The sequence below is a fragment of the Algoriphagus sp. A40 genome (assembly GCF_002002735.1).
GTDB lineage: Bacteria > Bacteroidota > Bacteroidia > Cytophagales > Cyclobacteriaceae > Algoriphagus.
Genome location: NZ_MUNY01000072.1, coordinates 20,299 through 39,296, shown reverse-complemented (window position 1 = coordinate 39,296; position 18,998 = coordinate 20,299). Strand labels below are relative to the sequence as shown.

The 18,998-nt window shown below is 44.3% G+C and carries 20 protein-coding genes; 7 read left to right on the top strand and 13 right to left on the bottom strand.

The genetic code is table 11. The features are described from left to right. Nucleotides 1-31: 31 nt before the first annotated feature. The 7 genes from B0E43_RS17810 to B0E43_RS17780 all read right to left on the bottom strand — a co-directional run bounded on the left by B0E43_RS17810 (nt 32) and on the right by B0E43_RS17780 (nt 6,891). A complete protein-coding gene (locus tag B0E43_RS17810; RefSeq protein ID WP_077352278.1) occupies nt 32-2,566 on the bottom strand; it encodes a M14 family metallopeptidase in 2,535 nt (844 codons plus the stop codon). Nucleotides 2,567-2,756: 190 nt separating this feature from the next. Further along, nucleotides 2,757-3,140: a type II toxin-antitoxin system VapC family toxin gene (locus B0E43_RS17805; protein ID WP_077352276.1), complete on the bottom strand. Its 384-nt coding sequence runs from the start codon at nt 3,138-3,140 to the stop codon at nt 2,757-2,759. Next, the gene (locus B0E43_RS17800) at nt 3,137-3,334 is read right to left on the bottom strand and encodes a DUF2281 domain-containing protein (RefSeq protein WP_077352274.1); all 198 of its coding nucleotides are present in this window, start codon (nt 3,332-3,334) and stop codon (nt 3,137-3,139) included. Before B0E43_RS17800 ends, B0E43_RS17805 begins: the two co-directional genes overlap by 4 nt. Before the next feature lie 36 nt (nt 3,335-3,370). Next, the gene (locus tag B0E43_RS17795) at nt 3,371-3,793 is read right to left on the bottom strand and encodes an Ohr family peroxiredoxin (RefSeq protein ID WP_077352272.1); all 423 of its coding nucleotides are present in this window, start codon (nt 3,791-3,793) and stop codon (nt 3,371-3,373) included. Between the two features lies 1 nt (nt 3,794). After that, nucleotides 3,795-4,235, bottom strand: a complete 441-nt coding sequence (locus B0E43_RS17790) for a MarR family winged helix-turn-helix transcriptional regulator (RefSeq protein ID WP_077352270.1) — start codon at nt 4,233-4,235, stop codon at nt 3,795-3,797. Between the two features lie 112 nt (nt 4,236-4,347). Further along, a complete protein-coding gene (locus B0E43_RS17785; protein WP_077352268.1) occupies nt 4,348-5,559 on the bottom strand; it encodes a redoxin domain-containing protein in 1,212 nt (403 codons plus the stop codon). Between the two features lie 24 nt (nt 5,560-5,583). Next, nucleotides 5,584-6,891: a Gfo/Idh/MocA family protein gene (locus B0E43_RS17780; RefSeq protein WP_077352265.1), complete on the bottom strand. Its 1,308-nt coding sequence runs from the start codon at nt 6,889-6,891 to the stop codon at nt 5,584-5,586. Between the two features lie 290 nt (nt 6,892-7,181). Between B0E43_RS17780 and B0E43_RS17775 the strand changes: the two genes are divergently transcribed. Next, a complete protein-coding gene (locus B0E43_RS17775; protein ID WP_077352262.1) occupies nt 7,182-8,114 on the top strand; it encodes a hydrogen peroxide-inducible genes activator in 933 nt (310 codons plus the stop codon). Nucleotides 8,115-8,116: 2 nt separating this feature from the next. Here the strand turns inward: B0E43_RS17775 and B0E43_RS17770 are convergent, their stop codons facing one another. The 3 genes from B0E43_RS17770 to B0E43_RS17760 all read right to left on the bottom strand — a co-directional run bounded on the left by B0E43_RS17770 (nt 8,117) and on the right by B0E43_RS17760 (nt 9,838). Further along, nucleotides 8,117-8,611, bottom strand: coding sequence for a copper resistance protein NlpE (locus B0E43_RS17770; RefSeq protein ID WP_077352260.1), 495 nt, complete (start codon nt 8,609-8,611; stop codon nt 8,117-8,119). 55 nt (nt 8,612-8,666) lie between these two features. Next, nucleotides 8,667-9,305 (bottom strand): energy transducer TonB, encoded by a 639-nt coding sequence (locus B0E43_RS17765; RefSeq protein WP_077352258.1) that lies wholly within the window; start codon nt 9,303-9,305, stop codon nt 8,667-8,669. 80 nt (nt 9,306-9,385) lie between these two features. Then, nucleotides 9,386-9,838: a DUF1569 domain-containing protein gene (locus B0E43_RS17760; protein WP_077352855.1), complete on the bottom strand. Its 453-nt coding sequence runs from the start codon at nt 9,836-9,838 to the stop codon at nt 9,386-9,388. A 127-nt stretch (nt 9,839-9,965) separates the two neighbouring features. Here B0E43_RS17760 and B0E43_RS17755 point away from each other — a divergent pair, with 127 nt between their 5' ends. From B0E43_RS17755 to B0E43_RS17740, 4 genes are read left to right on the top strand one after another with little or no spacing between them, the layout of a single operon-like run. Further along, entirely contained in the window at nt 9,966-10,541 is a 576-nt protein-coding gene (locus B0E43_RS17755) for a hypothetical protein (protein WP_077352256.1), read from the top strand. After that, nucleotides 10,534-10,815, top strand: a complete 282-nt coding sequence (locus B0E43_RS17750; RefSeq protein ID WP_077352254.1) for a transcriptional regulator — start codon at nt 10,534-10,536, stop codon at nt 10,813-10,815. Before B0E43_RS17755 ends, B0E43_RS17750 begins: the two co-directional genes overlap by 8 nt. 43 nt (nt 10,816-10,858) lie before the next feature. Continuing rightward, nucleotides 10,859-11,386: a hypothetical protein gene (locus tag B0E43_RS17745; RefSeq protein ID WP_077352252.1), complete on the top strand. Its 528-nt coding sequence runs from the start codon at nt 10,859-10,861 to the stop codon at nt 11,384-11,386. An 11-nt stretch (nt 11,387-11,397) separates the two neighbouring features. Next, complete coding sequence (locus B0E43_RS17740) at nt 11,398-12,123, top strand: hypothetical protein (protein ID WP_077352250.1); 726 nt, start codon at nt 11,398-11,400, stop codon at nt 12,121-12,123. 56 nt (nt 12,124-12,179) lie between these two features. On the opposite strand, the gene B0E43_RS17735 is transcribed toward B0E43_RS17740, so the two are convergent. Then, a complete protein-coding gene (locus tag B0E43_RS17735; RefSeq protein ID WP_077352248.1) occupies nt 12,180-14,063 on the bottom strand; it encodes a mucoidy inhibitor MuiA family protein in 1,884 nt (627 codons plus the stop codon). 139 nt (nt 14,064-14,202) lie between these two features. Between B0E43_RS17735 and B0E43_RS17730 the strand changes: the two genes are divergently transcribed. Beyond that, on the top strand, nt 14,203-14,985 hold the full coding sequence (locus tag B0E43_RS17730; RefSeq protein ID WP_077352246.1) for an undecaprenyl-diphosphate phosphatase: 783 nt from the start codon (nt 14,203-14,205) through the stop codon (nt 14,983-14,985). A 119-nt stretch (nt 14,986-15,104) separates the two neighbouring features. Here the strand turns inward: B0E43_RS17730 and B0E43_RS17725 are convergent, their stop codons facing one another. Further along, nucleotides 15,105-17,519: a prolyl oligopeptidase family serine peptidase gene (locus tag B0E43_RS17725; protein ID WP_077352244.1), complete on the bottom strand. Its 2,415-nt coding sequence runs from the start codon at nt 17,517-17,519 to the stop codon at nt 15,105-15,107. A 190-nt stretch (nt 17,520-17,709) separates the two neighbouring features. Here B0E43_RS17725 and B0E43_RS17720 point away from each other — a divergent pair, with 190 nt between their 5' ends. Next, complete coding sequence (locus B0E43_RS17720) at nt 17,710-18,771, top strand: DUF481 domain-containing protein (RefSeq protein ID WP_217349181.1); 1,062 nt, start codon at nt 17,710-17,712, stop codon at nt 18,769-18,771. Nucleotides 18,772-18,790: 19 nt separating this feature from the next. Here the strand turns inward: B0E43_RS17720 and B0E43_RS31410 are convergent, their stop codons facing one another. Then, on the bottom strand, nt 18,791-18,976 hold the full coding sequence (locus tag B0E43_RS31410) for a helix-turn-helix domain-containing protein (protein ID WP_371454725.1): 186 nt from the start codon (nt 18,974-18,976) through the stop codon (nt 18,791-18,793). Between the last annotated feature and the right edge of the window lie 22 nt (nt 18,977-18,998).

Sequence of the window (18,998 nt, the reverse complement as noted above, 5' to 3'; positions counted from 1 at the left end):
CCGGCTTGTTGTAAAATTGGTGTTGGATTGTCTATTGGCCTACCAAAAAGACTGCGTTGCTCAGGACAAGTTTTCCGCTTTCCCAGAAACCTCTGAAAATCGGGTTGTCTACAAAGTAAACGATCTGACCTCTACCCTGCCTTTCCGCTCCGATGGCGAGAGATTCACCCATTTTGGATTTGATTTTGTATCCAATATAACCTGTCCGATAGGCGTCATTGGATGCAATAACTCCGGCGTTTGCTCCTCCCGAGAGGTAAGAGAAGCGATTGGAGTTGTTTTTCAGGGAATAGAATTTGCCCCCGGTACCATATCCAAGCGGGTGAGTTTCGTCCATTTTGATTTCATAGATCGCGCCTGCAGTTCCAGAAGCAATTTCCAATCTTTCTCCTTCGGTATAAGGCTCCAATCGTTCCTGTTTGGAAAGGTCAGCAGCAGCTTTTTCGGCTGCCTTTTTCTCTTCTTCTGTGTCAAAATTCTTCAATGCGAATCCTTCCTTGTTAACAAACAGATTCAGTGCGGCATCTATCGCAATCAGTTTACCTCCAGCCTTCACCCAATCGGTAACTTTTTGCTGGGCATTTGTATTCAGGGCCGAGCCAAAAGTTGAGGGTAAGATGATCACATCGTATTTGCTTAGGTCATAATTTCCCATAGCCTGGGCATCCAGATTAACAATCGGGAAGTTAAGTTCCTGCTCAAAGAAGTGCCAGATTTCCCCAAAGCTCAGGGAAGAAGTGCCGTTACCGCCAATCAAAGCCACTTTTGGTGCTTTGATCACTTTGATATTTGGCGAACCGAAATCTTTCCCTTTATCTACATATCCTGTTTGTGTAGTGGCTAGGATCACTCCGAATTTGTTGGCTGTGTCAGTTACTTTTTTGTCAAAATCAGGCACATACTCATTTCCACCTTTGGTGATGATCAATGAACCTGCTGGAAAGCTTTTTCCCTCAACTACAAAGGAATATTCGGCATATTTCACTCGGATCTTTTGATTGAGGAGTGCTGCCAAAAATGCCGCATCCCGTGTTCCTTGCCAGTTGGCGAGATAGGCGACTGGCGTTGCTCCTGCCTGATTTGGGCTAAAAGCTGGTTTTTCATATTCACCGGAAGCATCCAGCTTTGATTCCAAGGCATAACCTTGAAGTCCATAAGCATAAGGCATGGCCCAACTGGTGATGTCATAGGTGATGGAGTCGTTCAATTTGGGATTAGGTTCAAAAAGAACCTGCGCCAGGACAGACTTCGGCTGATAGGCATTGATCACGATGTCCTTGTCGGAGGTAGAAAAAGCCACCTCGGATTTTCCAGTTTGGTATTCAAACCCCTTTAGACCAGATTTTGATCCAGCTTTGCCGTATTTTATTCCGTTTTTGTCCAGAAGTTCAAGCAATTTGGCCACCTGAGCAGGATTGCTTCCCCCTTTGATGACAAAGCTTTTGTATTGTCCCTTGGGATTGGAGGAGTTGGACTTGAAGTAAGTGGCAAACTCATCCACCAATCTTTTGGCGTTTTGGCTGGTCACCTCTGCCGCTGACATGGCAGCAGTATAATGTCCGGCAATCCGGCTGCTCAAGGTCACCGTATCACCTACAGAATTATAGCCGCCAATTCCACCGCGTCCGCCGCCACCCTGCTCGATGGTCATCCCGATTGCACCGTTGTACATCGGATAAGTGTCCCCATAGGATGGATAAAGCAAGTCAAATCGCTCTTTGGTAAAGTAGAACCTGCCCATCTGGTCAAAGTATTTGGCGGTATTTTTCCCGAAAATATCCTGAAACTCATGCTGGAAAGGAGTCAATTGCTCATGCAAAGGCTCAGCTGCTGGAGCCATGTAAAAAGGTTGGTCAATTCCCTGTTCGTGAAAGTCCAGGTGCAATTGAGGCATCCATTGTTGGTACACTTTCAATCGCTGCTGGGATTCCACCTGCACCTGCCAAGCCCAATCCCGGTTCAGATCAAACAAATAATGGTTGGCACGACCTCCTGGCCAAGGTTCGTTGTGCTCCTGAGACTGAAGGTCTGGCTGGAGCGTGGTATTCATCTTTTGGTTATACCAGTTGGAATAGCGATCCCGTCCGTCAGGGTTGATGCAGGGATCAATGATTACCACCTGGTTTTTCAGCCATTCCTGTGATTTGGCATTGTTTGGATCAGCAAGGGTATAGAAAGAGGAAATCGCAGCTTCCATACCTACAGATTCGTTGCCGTGGACATTGAAAGACATCCAGTTGATAGGAATTTCGGTCGAAGGATTCCCTTCCACCAAACCCGCCCGCTTGAGGTTGTCGGTACGGATTTGTTCCAACTTAGCCATGTTCTCAGGGCTGGAGAGGACGGCGATGATCAATGGGCGTTTTTCGTTGGTTTCCCCGTATTGGATCAGTTTGATATTCGGGTTTTGGGCAGCGACATGCTCGAAGTAATCGACCATTCTGTGATGGGGAGTGAATCGATCTCCGGGCTTGTAGCCCAAAAACTGTTCAGGTGTCTGAATCTGGGCGAAAGCACCCAGTGCGATTGTGACTGCGAGGGCAAATGAGAGTAAAGTTTTTTTCATAAGGGATAGGGTGGTCTTGCTGGGAAGATAAGCGGTTTTGGATTTTTGTGACTTACCGATCGGGGAAAAGTCAGACTTTTAGGTAAACCAAGCAAAAAATGTAAAGCTATAGCTTTCCAAAAAATGAAATGAAGCAAGCTATAGCTTGTCTTTTGCTGGGTCCTTAATCTAATTAAAGCCTAAAAATTTTTCAATTCCAAACCACGGGCACGCCATAATTTTGAAATTCAGAATCTTTTGAGATTAATACCAAGTTTTCACAAATAGCCTGAGCTATCAAAATTCTATCAAAAGGATCCCTATGGTAATACTCCAAAGTGTGATTTTTAGACACATGATCTAAAGTGATAGGTAAAATTGTGAAGCCGCTTTCTTTGATAATTTCAATAAGTCTTTCAAATCCAAATTCTAATTCAAGTTTTCCAGAAGATTCCTTGATTCCAATCTCCCAAATAGTAGCTACACTAACTAAGCAGACTTCTGAGGTCTCTATCAAATTCTTGGTTTTGATAGGAAGAAGGGGGTCGTTTGATAAGAACCAAAGCAAAGCATGTGTATCTATCAAAAAATTCATGAATAGTCAGCAAAATCGGCAATTGGGTCATCAAAGCCAGGTTTGATCTTGATTTTTCCACTTGCCAAACCGGCTTTCCTTTTTTTGGGAGGACTTTTGAAAGTAGGTTGAAGAGATTCCATAAATTTCAATACCTTCTTTTTCATCTCTTCCGGTAGTGATTGGAATTTCAATATGATTTCGAAGTCTGACATAGTTTGAAAGTAGAAAAAATTATCCACTGTAACAACTCACTCTACCGCCTTCACATTCACCTCTATATTTCCCCTTGTCGCATTGGAGATCAGGCAATTTTGATGTGCTAAGTCGGCCAATTGCTGGGCATGTTCAAGGGATTCCGCCTGAGGGATTTTTATTTCGATATCTGCGGCGATTCCGAAGCTTTTTGGGCCGAAGTGTCCCAAGTGGACTTTCACCTTAATCTCAGAATCTCGCAGGCTGGTTTTACCGGCAACAGAAGCCAATGCCCCACCAAAGCAAGTTGCAAAGGCCGCCGCAAAAAGCTGTTCCGGATTGGTTTTGCCACCTTCGCCACCGATTTCTTTGGGCATGGCCACATCAAAATCAAGGATTCCGTCATCGGTCCGTACATGTCCTTTTCTTCCCCCGGTGTTGACAGCCACCGCTGTGTAGTCTACGATCAGTTTTTCCATTTTAAATTTTTAGAGCTTTGAGTTTGTCTAAAAAGTCCTCCATTCCGGGTAAAAGTTTTTGAGTTTCTTTTCCCAGCTGGATTTCCAGTTGCTCTTCCAACATGGCGATAGCCTCCAAGGTTTTGACTTGGAGTGATTTTCCTGGATAGGTCAGATGGATGGTCACGGTTCTTTCGTCTGCTTCTCCGCGTTTTCGTTTCAGGATGTTTTGACTTTCAAGCTTTTTCAGGAGCGGAGTAAGAGTACCGGAATCCAAACTGAGTTTTTCACCCAACTGGTGAACTTTCAACCCGTCATTTTCCCAAAGAATCAACATCACCAAAAACTGTGGATAAGTCAGTCCAAATTCATTCAGTTTGGACTGAATTTGTTGGATAAGCAATCTTGATGTGGTGTAAAGTGCTTGTGAAAGCCGGATCGAAGGAAAATCTGTATTTGCCATAAAATTAAAATATGATTGGATACAATCTACTTGTTTCCAATCCTATTTCCAATAGATCAGCTTCAGTTTTCAGTGATCCGCGAATGTGAAATCTCATCTCTGAAGCCCGAAATCAATAATACCTTCCGATCATCGGGTGATCCACAATTGCTTTTTTCAATTCTAAAGCATCGATAGTCCCCGGAACGCGGTATGCGACTTTTCCTCCAGGCTCAATCAAAAGAGTAATAGGTAAGCTTCCGTCCCAATCACTGCCAACCACTTTGATCACTTCGTATTTGTCCTCAGTGTCCATGAGGTAGTTGGGAAGGGCAGAAACTTTTCCTTTCAAGAATTTCAAGGCTTTGTCAATTTGATCGGGAGTGTCCATGCTAACAGATACAAATTGAAAATCCCGCTCACCATACATACGCTGCATGGTCACGAATTCAGGATATTCAATAATGCATGGTCCGCACCAGGTGGCCCAAAAATTTACCAAAAGAAGTTCATCGGTATCGTTTTTCAACAAATCAGCCAAACCTGAAGGAGAGAGCTTTTCGAGTGTAACTTCCCTTTCCGCCCACTCTTTATTGGTTTTGATGGTGTATTCATTTTTCCAAGCCCATTTCATAGAACAGCCAAAAGCCGGTGTTTGTGCAGATTCGACTGGTAAAGGTTCTCCTTTCAATGTTGCTTCGATTGCGTTTCTCAGATCTTCCGCATTTCCGGTTCCTGGTTTTTCCTTAGCATCGATCCTGCCGGAATAGCTCAATTTTCTTTCCTTGTCAAATACAAAAACATGCGGTGTGGCCGTGGGGCCATATGCAAGGGAAAATTCATGGGTGTCCCCATCGTAGAGATAGGGAAAATTGTAAGACTTATCCACAGCTCTGAGTTTCATTTCTTCATAATAATCACCAAGGTCTGTGTAGCCAAGTTCTTCGGGTAAAACCGCAATTGGGCTGTTAGTAGAAATGGCAATGAAGGCCACTGATTTGCCTTCATATTCTTTTACCAAGTTGATATAGCGATCCTCGTAAGCCTGTGCAGTCGGACAGTGATTACAAGTGAAATTCACCACCAAAACATCGACATCACCAAAATCCTCCAGTTTATGGAATTTTCCATCTATATCCGGAAGGTTGAATGGCGGCGCCTGATCTCCAATGGCAAGTTTTGCAATTGGTTTTTCCGAAACTACCTGGGGATTTGGCACAAATGCTTCTGTGCTGATGGGGGTCTCCTCAGTGGAGGTTTGGGTACTTTTTCCACATTGAGAAAAGATAAAGACTGTGGATAAATATAGCCCACCCAGAATAATCTTTTGCTTAGGAAAGTTCATAGCCTATGTGGATAAGTGAGAATTTTAAGTCAGAGTATACCCTTTTTGGTAGGCATAATGCAGTTTGGAATTGGCTTCAGTATCTGTGAATACCTGAGCAATTGGATCCCATTTCAGGGATCCGCCTAATTCATTTGCGATATTTCCCAAGGTGCATACCGTGCAAGTGCTGTGTCCGATTTCCACAGGTACAATCGGGTCTTTCCTTTTTCTGATACAGTCGATGAAGTCCACATGATGTGCTCCAAAGGTGAAATTTTCAGGCTCTTTTCCGATTTCCAACTCTTTGATGGAGGTGTCATAATTCCCTCTTGAAACATTTATCCATCCGTTTTCTCCCAAGAACTTTACACCAGCTCTTGCCTCATCAAATTTGGTCAGCAACATTTCCGTCCCATTGGCATAGCGGTAGGTGAGCGGAGTATCGCCTGATGCAGGAATAATTTTAACTGGCCCGTTTCTATCCATACTGAGTCCCCACTGCGCAATGTCAAACATATGCGCTCCCCAATCTGTCATCAGTCCTCCGCCTGTTTCCTTATACCATCTCCAAGCACCCCATACTGCTTCATTTTTCTCGGGATTCAATGATATTCCAGGGTTGAGCTGATCATTGAAATGTAGGGAAGGAATTGGTCCAAGCCATTTTTCCCAATTCAGTCCAGCAGGAAGAGTTTCTTCCGCGAGGTCGTATGGCTTTGGATGTGGGTTTTCGCCCACATAGACCAAAACTTGGGAGATTTTTCCCAACCTGCCTTTTTGAACATGCATGGCAGCGGTTTGGAAATTGACTGCAGCCCGCTGCATACTTCCTACTGCCAACACTACGCCATTGGAGCGGACGGCTTTGATCAATTCCTGTCCTTCTTTGATGGTAAAAGTCAAAGGCTTTTCCAGATAGATGTCCTTTTTGGCTTTGCAGGCGTCTATGGCCATGATTGCATGCCAATGATCTGGCGAGGCAATCACCACGGCATCCACTTCCGGATTGGCTAATAGTTCGCGGTAATCTTCATAAAGTTTGGGCGCCAAATTGGGTTTCCCAGCTTCAGATAAGTTTTTTTGAACCCGGAGTGCAAACCGTTCCCGCTTGATTGCATAGACATCGGCACCTGCCACAACTTCGACTCCGGGGATTTTCATAAAATTGTTCAACAAGCCCATCGCCTGTCTTCCGACTCCGATGAAGCCCAAGCGGACTCTTTCGTGAGCAATAGTAAACAGGGGTTTGGCAGAGGATGCAAAACTTAATTCGGGAATTAGACTGAGGCCTGCGGTGGTCAATAGGCTGGCGCCAAGGAATTTTCTTCTGGAAAAAGAGGAGTTACTCATGGTAATGATTTTGGGTTATTGATTTTCAGTGAAATAGCGAGAATAAATTAACTCTTTTAGGCAGGTATGGAAAATTTCCGAAAGCTTATTTGACTAAATCCCCAAGAGACTTGATCAAAGGTGATTTATGAAAAATTTCGGCTCACTTGGCGAACCCTTTTTTCTGTTTCTTTGGTTACCTTCATAGATATTTTCTATTGAAATGCCCATGTGAGAGCTTACTCACCAAGGAAGATGATTAACGAGGGCATTCAATGTGGCAAATGAAAAGCAAATTTTAATCACATGAAATGACTATTCAACAACTCGAATACCTGATTGCAGTCGATAAACACCGGCATTTTGGCCATGCTGCCGAATCTTGCTTTGTCACCCAGCCAACGCTCAGTGCTCAGCTTGGCAAACTTGAAAAAGAGCTCGGAGTGATCCTTTTTGACAGGAGCAAAATGCCGGTAATTCCAACGGAAATCGGAGTGCAAATTATCGCCCAGGCAAAAAAAGTGGTGTCAGAAAGTAAAGGAATCTTTGAGTTGGTTGCCCAGTTGAAAGGAGATATCTCAGGAACGATCAAGCTGGCTATCATTCCGACTTTGGCACCTTATCTTTTGCATCTATTTATCAGGAAGTTTTTGGAAAAATATCCCAACGTAAAACTGGAGGTTCAGGAAATGGTCACAGAAGAAATTGTGAAGAGACTGAAGAATGACGAGCTGGATCTGGGTATTGTGGTGACGCCGCTCGAAGAAAATGGAATTGTGGAAAAACCCATGTTTTACGAGAAGTTCTATGCCTACCTGTCCAAAAATCATCCTTTGCTTCAAGAGAAAGAAATTCGTCCCAGCCAGATTAAGTCTGAGGACCTTTGGATTTTGCAGCAAGGCCACTGTTTTCGGGATCAGGTGATCAATTTTTGTGACCAAGCCAGTAGCGGCCACAAAAACTTCCATTACGAGAGCGGTTCCTTGGAAGGGTTGAAAAATATGGTCAATCGATATCAGGGAATGACTTTACTACCTGAACTTGCTACCCATGAACTTTCTGAGGAAGAGAAAGGTCGACTTAGACCTTTTGCAGGAACTGCTCCAACCCGTGAAGTAAGTATTATTCTGAACCGAAGCTTTTTGAAGCAAAAATTGGTAGAACTGCTTTATAGGGAAATCTCAGAAGCCATCCCACATGAAATGACCTCCAAAGCGCACGGCAAAATTGTAAGGTTTAAGTGAGGTTATTGTTTTTTGAGAATATAATGGTCTGCCAAATCTCCCTCGATTCGATTGCCAGCCTGATCCAAATGCCAGAGTTGGTTTTCGCCGACTTTGTATTTTCCCGGAGCTCCGCCGATCAAACCCTCTAATTGGATCGTGGATCCGGTTGGGTCCCAGGTGAATTTACCCGTGAAAATTTCTTCCCGATCATCATTTAAGCCCATGTGATGGGTTTTCAATACAAAAGTTCCATCTTGGTTTAGGGTGACCCAGGTCTCGATTCCTTCACAATGCCCACAGGGTAACGTGGCAAAATAGGTTCCCGGCCAATCGAGAGAGGTTTGGGAGTTGTCTCCGGTATGCTGAGTGGCTCCGGTGACTGGTTCTGATTCTGTTGACTTTAATTCTTTGCTGAGTTCAGTGTCCGGTTTCTCGGTCTCTTTTTCCGTTTCTTGAGGTTTGGAACAGGAGAAGGCAAAGATTGAAATCAGGAGGTAAAAGATTGAATTCTTCATCGTGTCTGGATTTCTGACCCATCAAAGTTACACTAATCTAAAGTCAGGATATCAATCAAAATGTCCCTGTGACCGTTCTTGTGGTTACGACCGTATAAACTTTGATGTCGATCTGCGTCAATACTTTTTCTGACATTTCTTGATAAGCAAGCAAATCAGAGGTAGCTGCTGCTTCCTCACCCAATTGACGGTTGATCTGTGAACTAAGTTGGAGCCCGGTGGCATCATAAGGATTTTCATTCACCATCCGTTCGGCGATTTGCAGGGCTTTTTCAGGCTTTCCTTTTTGGATCAAATTCATTGCTGATTTGATTCGATCTTGTTTGGAGTTGCCTTCCTTGAGGAAATAGTAATTAAATACCAAAAGATATGTTTCACCGGGTTCTCGGTCGGCAATCATGTCATCCGTCCAAAGATCCCGGACATTTTCTACAGCTTTCAAAGTTTGGTCGTCGAATAGCTTTCCCGCATTTTTTTCCAACTTGATCTCGGTTAAGTTGGAATCAAGACCCGTTGAAAGAGAGATTACTACCAATCCTTCCTTCTTGGATATTCTTGCTTCTTTTGGATAAATAAGCTGCCGACTAATCAATGCTTCCCAATGTGACAATTGTGGGTTTTTGGTTTGGGAAAAGAGTGGAGTTACTCCTATGAGAAAAAGTAAGAGGAGTAAAATAACTTTGGTTTTAATCATGCTTTGAATTAACTGTTCATTTCTTTTTGAGTCAAGAAGATTCTTCAAAAAGTCAGACTTTTTGGTAGAAGTTAATTCAACTATACCCCAAACTGAGTCAAATGGTGGTCCAAGTGCTTGTAGAATTGGTTATTCCATTCCTTGGCAGTCATTGGGCCAAATGATAAAGAAGCCTTTCCTTCGAAATGATCCTGACCAAGTGCTAAAGTATGCTCCAGGTATTTGATCAATCGGGCTTTTTCTTCTTCAAAATTCTTCCTGTCTTTGATGATAAAAGCCGGAGCCGTACGGATGTTTTTGGCATAGGGTACCTCGTTGACCACGCCATTTTTTACAAACGCTTTCAAAAGCATGCGCATGAAGGCATTGGGCTTGGGATGCTTGTTGGTAAAAGCCATTTCATAGGCAACAGAGCAATGGGCGAGCATTTGGTCTACTGTCATTTTTCCCCAAATGGCAGGACTTTCGGGTTTCAGTTGATTGATCCGATTGATAAGTTCGGAAGTGACTATTGGGTCAAAAATATTTTTCATCTGGCTGGCTTTCGGTTGGTTCAAGTTAATAAGGACCAGAATAATTTCAGAAAAATATTTGTTGTAAAATAGTTTATAATGTAAACCTATTTATATTTGTTCCGTTAGATCTGTCAAAATCAACATCATGGAAAAAGAATTGAGTAACAACGAGTCCCTGGCTTTGATCACGGAGATGATCAACAGGGCAAAAAGGGAAACAGCCGGTGATGGCGGGTTTCAGATGCGGCTTTGGGGTTGGGTGATTGCCATATGCAATTTTGGCCATTTTACCCTGGAAAAGATTGGATACGAATATCCGTATTATGTGTGGTTCTTGGTGGCGCCAGCGGCAATTGTAAGTTTCTGGAAGGGTTTTCAGATTGCCAAAAAAGCCCGGGTCAAATCCCATATCAGTGAAGTGATCAATCAGGTTTGGATCACTGTATTTGTTGGGATCGTGATTATGTTGGCCTTTATGCCTGTGATAGGATATTATCAAAACCCAATTATTCTTATCCTTGCCGGAATTGGAATGTGGACTACAGGAGCACTAATTCGGGTTAATTTTGTCCGTGGAGGTGGTTTATTACTTTTGGTCGCGGCAGTGATAGGATTTATGTTGCCGATTTCTGCCCAATACCTAGTTTCAGGAATTGCTATGGTTCTGGGTTATCTTTTGCCAGGATATTATTTGAATAACAACTGTCGTGAACGTGTTTAAACCCCTTGATCCGCTTCTCCATTCCCAACTTAGACTTGCCGTCATGTCCTTACTGCTTGCCGTGGAAGAGGCTGAATTTACTTTCCTCAAGGAGAAAACCGAATCAACTGCGGGAAATCTGAGTGTTCAGCTGGACAAGCTCGAAAAGGCTGGGTACATCTCGATTGAAAAGTCATTCAAAGGCAAAAGACCACTCACCACCTGTAAGATTACCCAAGCTGGAGTGAAGGCATTTGAGGACTATGTTGAAAATCTGAAAAACTACATTTCCTAAAAAAATTTGTCGATTTAGTTTATAACATAAACCAATTTACATTATGAAAATTCTAATTCAATTACTCGTCTTTTCCCTGATTTTGACTGGATTTCAGGGAGCTGCATCGGGTCAGCAATCATTCGAAGTCAATGAAGCTGCAAAGGCAGAAGTCAGCCGACTTTCATTTTTGGAAGGAAAATGGAAAGGCTCAGGTTGGATGATAGCTCAGGACCAAAAGCGTTACACTTTTGAACAGGAGGAAAACATCCAAGTCAAACTCGGCGGAACTGCCGTGTTGATAGAAGGGTTGGGCACTTCCGATGGCAAAGTCATCCATAATGCTTTGGCGCTGATCACAGATGCCGAGGGTGAGGGTGAGGGAAAGTTTGACTTTACTTCTTTTCTTCAAAATGGCAGAAAAGGCACGTTCAAAGCGGAATTGATCGGGGAAAAGCTTTACTGGTTTCCGAGCGAACAAGTTCGCTACATCATTGAAATCAAGGAAAACGGACAATGGTTTGAAACCGGTGAATACAATGCCGGTGGCAATTGGGTCAAGTTTTTTGAGATGACACTTTCCAAACTTTAATTCTACAACTTATGAAATCGAACTCTAGAATCTTCGCCTTTTTGATCATGATTACTTTGATGAGCATGGGCTTTACCCAAGATCTCAGAAAATTGGGCTACCAAGCTTACCTGAAACAGGATAAAGCGACTTGGAAATCCAATGTGGCTTTGGCCACCAAAACTTACCAAAACACGCCATCTGAGGAAAATCTGTTTGAGCTAGCTCTGATGGAATACGGGCTGATCAACGCTACCATGCGAGACCAAGATGAACGACTATTTGATGCTTATGTGGATGGCCTGGAAGAAAGACTCGAGCAATTAGCGGAATCCAAAAAATTTAAGGCCGAAGCGAAAGCCTTGCTTTCTTCACTTTATGGCTACAAAATCGCATACAGTCCGATGAAGGCGATGTTCTATGGAGTAAAAAGCGGGACACTGCTCGACGAAGCCATCAAACTGAAACCCAACTCTGGACTTGTTCTCAAAATGTATGCAGGGAAGAAATATTTCACCCCCGAAATGTGGGGCGGAGACAAGGAAGAGGCAGCTAAGGCTTTTGCCAAGTCCAATGCAGAATTTGAAAAGATAGGTGTGGAGGACAACTGGATGTATCTCGACAATCTGGCTTGGCTCGGGGTGATTCAAAAGCAAGAAGGCAATCCTGAATTGGCGAAAGCAACTTGGGAGAAAGCCATTGCTTTGGAACCGGATTTTCTGTGGGTGAGCAAAGGTTTGCTTCCCGGACTGGAATGAAAAACAAGAGGTTGTATAAAAGAAAAAGCAGCGGTCGATGGCCGCTGCTTTTTTTGTTAGTCTAAGATAACACGTTCACTTTTGGGGTACTTGACCTCGTATTGGAACGAAAGTTTTTGCTGAGCTCCGGGTGCTAGAGTAAGCTCCCAAGTGATAATCCCCGTCTGAGGATCGAGTTTTCCTCCCGAAAGTTCAGAAGTTGTGACAGCAATGGAAGAATTGACCGAAACTGGAATTTGGTCTTCTACTTTGAGGATAACCGGTTGGGATTTATTGTTTCTCAGGGAGATTTCGTAGCCTCTGTTTTCGGTGACATTGGATCCGATGGTGCGCTTCTTGGAGTACTCCTCGATCTTTTCCCGTAGGATGGCAATGGATTGGTCACGACCCATGGAAACCAGGAGGGTGTCTTCCAGTGCGGAGGCATTCAGGATCGATCTGCCAACAAAGCCATCCTCGAAGTACAGGTTGCTTTCTCCCTCCAGCAAGCTGTATTTGCTCCAGTCAGCGATCTCGGCGATCAGGAAGGCATCGCTGTCCAGCTTGGGGATCACCGAGTAGCGGTAGATGGCCGGCACCTCATAGGCTTTAAGATCGACCAACGTTTTTTCCCCATTGGACTTGATGCTGTACGGTTCGGAAACTTCGATCTCGACGGTGGTTTGGTTTTCGATGACTTCGGTTTGTAAGGGAGCGGCAACTGGGGGCGGAGCCATCGATTTTTTGGCTCTTGAATCTACTTGTACACCAGCAACTCTTCCTTGAAGCGTTTCAAATTCATCTGCCACTACCATAATCTCGTTCAACGCATAGGTGTCTTCATTTAAGATAATGTTGAGTTGCGCGGAGTTGATCGGGACGGATCTGGATTGGTAGCCGATGAATGAAGCCAGGATTTGACTAGCGTCGTTTGGCAAAGTCAGCGAGTAGTTTCCATTCGTATCGGTCACTGTTCCAATAGTGGTTCCCACTACCAAAACTGAGGCTCCAGGAATCGGAGTGCCGTCCATCGAGCTGGTGACGCGGCCCGCCACCGAGCCGAATACTTGCGTTCTAGGATTGAAAGTCGTCAGTCTAGCGTAGTTTAATTCCCACTTTTCAAGTTGAGGAGCCTGTCCGCTTTGGTTGGGATTGGCATTGGAGAAGCGGAGTTTGACATTCTTCCAGTCCACACCGGTATTTTGATAGACTTCTGCTTTGTAGTTGAGTGAGAGTGGGTAGCTTACGTTTTTTACCCGCACGTCGTATTTGGGATACCAGCCGGCATTGGCGACGAGGTAGTTCAGTTCAAAGCTGGCTTGGCCAGCCGCTGGAGCCTTGACCCGGATGCGGATCTCGGAAGTGGATTTGTTTTCGCTTTCCAGCATGGCACGGATCTGATTTTCCAAGCGGATGATCTCGTCATTCTCTTTTTGGATGCTCGTATTAATCTGAGCCCGCTCGGTAGAGATCTTGGTCAGTTCCGCCTCGTAGAAGTCCATCGCCTGTTTTAATTCGGCCACGTTGGTTCCGCCCTGTGTTCCTCCGAGTTTTTTATTGGCATCGAGCAGACTGGCCTTTTCGGCAAGGATCTCCAGCCGAGTGGTTTCCTTGGTTTGGTTGGATTGGATTTCCTGGATTTTGTCTTCGAGTGCTTTTACTTTTTCATTGACTTCTTTTTCGCTGAGAAAGTCAAGGCGCTTGTTAACCGCCTGAATGGTGAAGTTTCCAATTCCCTTCGCTTGGATGCTTTTCTCATCCACATAGGGCGAAAGTCCTTTGATCAGGATTAGCGATTCTCCGGCAGGAATATTTCCCTGTGCTTTTTCAAAAATCTGAGCGCCGGAAAGAAACAAGATAACTTCCTGAATGCTACTCGTAAAAGGGGTTTCTTTGATTTCCTGGGCGTTTATTGTACCTGAAAAAAATAGGCAGATGAATAAAATAAATACGGGCTTCATGTCGATAAGAGTTTAGGTGAAGAAAGGAAATATTAGAACAAAGTCAAAACGGGACGTTAAAATCTCTTTTCCTTTGACGGAATTCAACTTGCCTTCCGCTACGGTTTGTTAGTTTTGCACCAGTTAAAAAATCTTATCCATGACCCTTTTTCAATCCATCCTTATTGCCATTATCGAAGGCCTCACTGAGTTTTTGCCCATTTCTTCCACCGGACACATGATTTTGGCCTCGGCTGCTATGGGAATTCACGAGGATGAATTTGTCAAGACCTTTGAGGTTTTTATCCAATTGGGTGCGATTCTGGCCATTGCCTTAATGTATATCAAGCGGTTTTTCCGGAGTTTGGATATCTACTTTAAACTCATTACAGCATTTCTCCCAACTGCAGTAGTCGGACTCTTAGCCTATGATTTTATCAAAGGCTACCTTTTTAATCCAATCGTGGTTTCTGTTTCTCTTATTTTGGGCGGAATTATCCTGATCCTAATTGACAAAAAAGTCGTGGCGAGAGAATCTACCCTTGCCGAGGTGGAGGATATGTCCTACAAAAACGCCTTTTTCATCGGGCTGTGTCAATGCCTTTCCATGGTTCCGGGAACTTCAAGAGCTGCTGCGACGATCATTGGCGGGGTTTTTAACGGCTTGGATAAAAAACAGGCGACGGAGTTTTCCTTCCTTTTGGCTGTACCTACCATGATGGCTGCGGGAGGCTATGATCTAATCAAGTCCGATTTGGCTTTTGACCAAGCTCAACTGATCATGCTTGCTGTTGGCTTTGTGGTTGCGTTTATATCTGCCTGGATTGCGGTGAAATTGTTCCTAAAATACGTGTCCAACCATGGATTCACCGCATTTGGCTGGTATCGAATTGCGCTTGGAATTCTGTTTTTGATCTTTATGTGGGGGACGGATTTGGGGTAATTGTAAAATTGATTTTACAGTTTCTAGGCATTTTTGTTAAATCCATTTTACAAAAAAGACCTGCCAGGTTTTCAAAAACCTGGCAGGTCTGATTTTTTGGAAGAGTTTAAAATCCTCTGTTACTTCCTATTCTTTACATACTTTTCCAGCCAAGTATCCATTTCCCACAGAGTATGAAGGACTGATTCTTTTCCGGCATAGCCATGGCTTTCATGCGGTAAAAACACCAATCGGGTAGTTGCTCCATGGCCTTTCAGTGCATTGTAATAGCGCTCGGATTGGATCGGGAATGTACCGGAATTGTTGTCTGCTTCACCATGGATCAACAGGATCGGAGTTTTTACCTGATGTGCAAAGGAGAAAGGGGACATGTTGAAATAGACTTCTGGCGATTCCCAATAGGTTCGCTGCTCGTATTGGAAGCCAAATGGAGTCAAGGTTCTGTTGTATGCTCCACTTCGGGCAATACCTGCGGCGAAAATATCAGTATGCGAAAGAAGGTTTGCAGTCATAAATGCTCCATACGAGTGACCACCCACAGCGATTCTGTTTCTGTCACCGACTCCCATTTCTACAATGTGATCGATGGCAGCTTCGGCATTGGCCACCAATTGCTCGATAAAGAAATCATTGGGTTCCTGATCCCCTTCACCCACAATCGGCATTTCGGTCTGATCCATGATGGCATAGCCACGAGTCACCCAATAGATAGGTGAGCCCCAACTCAATCTGGTGAAGGTATATTTTGAACCCCGTACCTGAGCAGCGTCGGCAGCAGACTTGTATTCTCTTGGGTATGCCCACATCAGAACCGGAAGTCTTCTGTCTTTTGCAGAATCGTATCCTTCCGGTGTATAGACTACTGAAGATAGACTCAGTCCGTCTTTTCTTTTATAAGTCACCAATTGCTTTTGGATTCCTTTGAGGGATTCGTACGGATGCTCGAAAGCTGTCAGCTGCATCGGAGCAATCCGCTTTTTGGTGTTTACCAACCAATAATTGGGCTGGAGATCGGTACTTTCCTTCAAGGTGATGAATTCCGTAGCATCAGCATTCATGACTTTGGTGACACGCTCATAATATGGTGCCTGAGATCTCCAGAGGATTTTTTGTTCTTTGGTGCTGGTGTTGAAAGTGGACAGAAATGGCATGCTTCCTTCGGGGCTTCCACCATCTCCGGTCATGTAGACTAAGTCACCTTTGCGCAGCAAGACGTTTCTTCCAAACTCATTTTCGGTCATAACCGGTTCTCCCGGATCAGTGTAAATGTCATCTGATGAGCGATCGATGATTACCCGAGGAGCCAAACTTGGATTTGAGGGATTGATCACAGACTTCTTTTCGACTCTGCTTGCAAACCAACGCTCATTTAAAATCGCAAAGGAATCATCTGACCAATTGATTCCTCCAAATCTCAGGGAAGTGGCTGCGAGTTTCTGTTTTTCGCCGGAGAAAGGAGCATCCAAAGTGAAAACCATGTCCCGCTCAGCCACTTTCACTTTAGGATCTCCTCCGTCCTGTGCCTCTGCCCAATACAGTGTGGCAGGTTTGTCCGCCCTCCAATTGATATTTCTAGGCCCTTTCACAGTGGCATCAAATCCCGTAGGGCGAACTTCATCCAATGGAATCTCAGCTATGGTTTTCACCAGTTCACCGTTTGATTTCCAGATTTCAACATTGTATGGAAATCTATCACTAGGTACTAAGTAGGAAAACGGTTTTTGAATAGCCTCCACCAGAAGGAAATTACCATCCGGACTGATGTCCATAGACTTGATCAAGCCCGGCTTTCCAATTGGTGTTTTGCTTCCATCGATTGTGATTTTCATCAATTGAGAATCCATGAAGTATGCGAAAAGTGCCTCATCGTATGGATTGGTCAACAAATCCTGATAAGTACGGCTAGGTGCGGCATTTCCCGAAGTTTCCTGAACGATAGGGCCAACAGGAGCCGCTGGCGCTTTAGGAATTGTGCCACGGCTGGGATTTACGGATTTGACCAGCAGGGAATTGTCAGACATCCAAGCAATAGAGTTTCCAAAAACCTGATTTACAATTGGATCAGTGAGTTTTTTAGCTTCGAAACTTGTCAAATCTATAACCCATAGACTGATACCCGTTGCCTCGGAGTTGGCAAAGGCCAGGTATTTTTCATCCTGAGAAAGTGAAAAGCCACTCATTTTGGCATTGGAAGGCAATCCTTTAATTTGGATTTCTTCTCCAGAGCGGGTCTTTTTGATTTTGATATTGTTAAAGCTGCTTGCTCTGCTTGGCCCAGAAATAGCCGGATTAATTCGAATTCCAGCTATCCGCAACTCAGGTTGAGCCAAATCTTCGATGGTGGGTGAACCGGCTCTTTCGAGAATCAGCATCATCGAGCCGTCTTTATTGAATGAGACGGAAGGGGTTGGAGATGCATTAAACAGGTCCGCGATGGACTGTGGGGGAGTTTGGTAAGTAGTTTGGGCACTGACTCCCTGCCCCAGCATGGCCCAAAGGCACAGCAGCAAGCAGATGGATTGATGTTGTCTCATGAGTAGTTGTATTTTTCAGTTTGAAGGTAAAACAATCCCTATTTTACCAGAGTAATAAATCGATGAATGGTCTGGTGAACATTTAAACTTTATCCAGTTCATGCTAATTTGGGCCTGTTCGTGCTCATTCATTCAAACCAATCGTCCTATCAGGGAAAAGGCCCGGGGTCCTGGAATTCCCATTTTAACCATGTTTACCATGTTCGAATTGAAATTTAGATTTTTTCTTAAGTCTGTTTTGCTTGGTATTGGAATTTGTTTGGTCATGCTTTCTCCGCTTTTTGCCCAGCAGGACACCCTTTTTACAAAATATGGTGATGTCTTGGTGGGGAAAATTGACAATGTCAATGCAGAATCGGTCAGTCTGAAAGTGAAATACCGCAAAGATGCCATTGAGATAAAATTTTCGGAATTGATCCGGATCCAATCTGCTTCCAGGTTTGTCCTCAATGATGTGGGCAACAAAAACTGGCGAGGAGCCTTGGCTGTGGATACCCTACACTCGGGCCAAATCGGGATAGCCGGTGCAGACTCCGTGGTATTTTTCAGTTCCAGGAGAGTGTTTGATGTAAATGAGGATAAGCCAAGGAAATTTAAAGACGGGTTGAAAGTCAGCTTGGATTTTGGGATCAACCGGATCAAAGCCGACAATTCCCTCTCTGCCAACCTGGGGATCAACTCCGCTTATCGGTCCAGAAGGTGGGTTTTTGAGGCGGATTATTCCGCTTTTTCCAATTCCGTGGATACAGTGTTGAACTACTGGAGGAATGGGATTTTTTCGGCCTCGTATGTTCTATCCAAGGAGTGGTTTGTGACAAGTAAGCTTAATCTCTATTCTAGCTCAGAGCAGAGTTTAAAACTGCGGAGGAATATTTTTGCCGGATTGGGAAAGATATTTATCCACCGCTCAGACGAAATCCTGTCCGTAAGCGCAGGTATCATGTCCAACTCTGAGCGGTATACAACATCGGAAACCAACTTTAGTAGTTCCGAATCATTTTTGAGTGCGCATTACAACGGGAAAATTGTTGAGCGCTGGGAATCTGTTCTGGATGCCAGCATTTTTCCGGGACTAAGTGAATCTGGCCGGGTCCGCACCAATCTTAATCTGGACATCAAATACAAATTTCTCAACCACTTTTACCTAGGGCTGAGGTATACCCTCAATACTGACAATCAGCCTCAGGTGGAGGCGGCCCAGTCGGATTATGTCTTTGCAGTGAAGTTTGGATGGTCATTAAAGAAATACTGAGACTGCACCGTTGAGGGGCTCAGATTCCCAGTTCTTCCTTCAGAAATTTGGTGGAATACCCGATCTGCTTTGCCACTTCCTCCAAAGACTTTCCCTCATTCAGAAGATTTTTGGCCTGCTGGAGTTTTGCATTTTTCAGGAATTTGCCGGGGGTGGTTCCAAGTTTTTTGAAGTTTCGGTTGAGTTGGACTGGATTGGTTTCCAGGTATTCGGCAAGTGTTTCGACA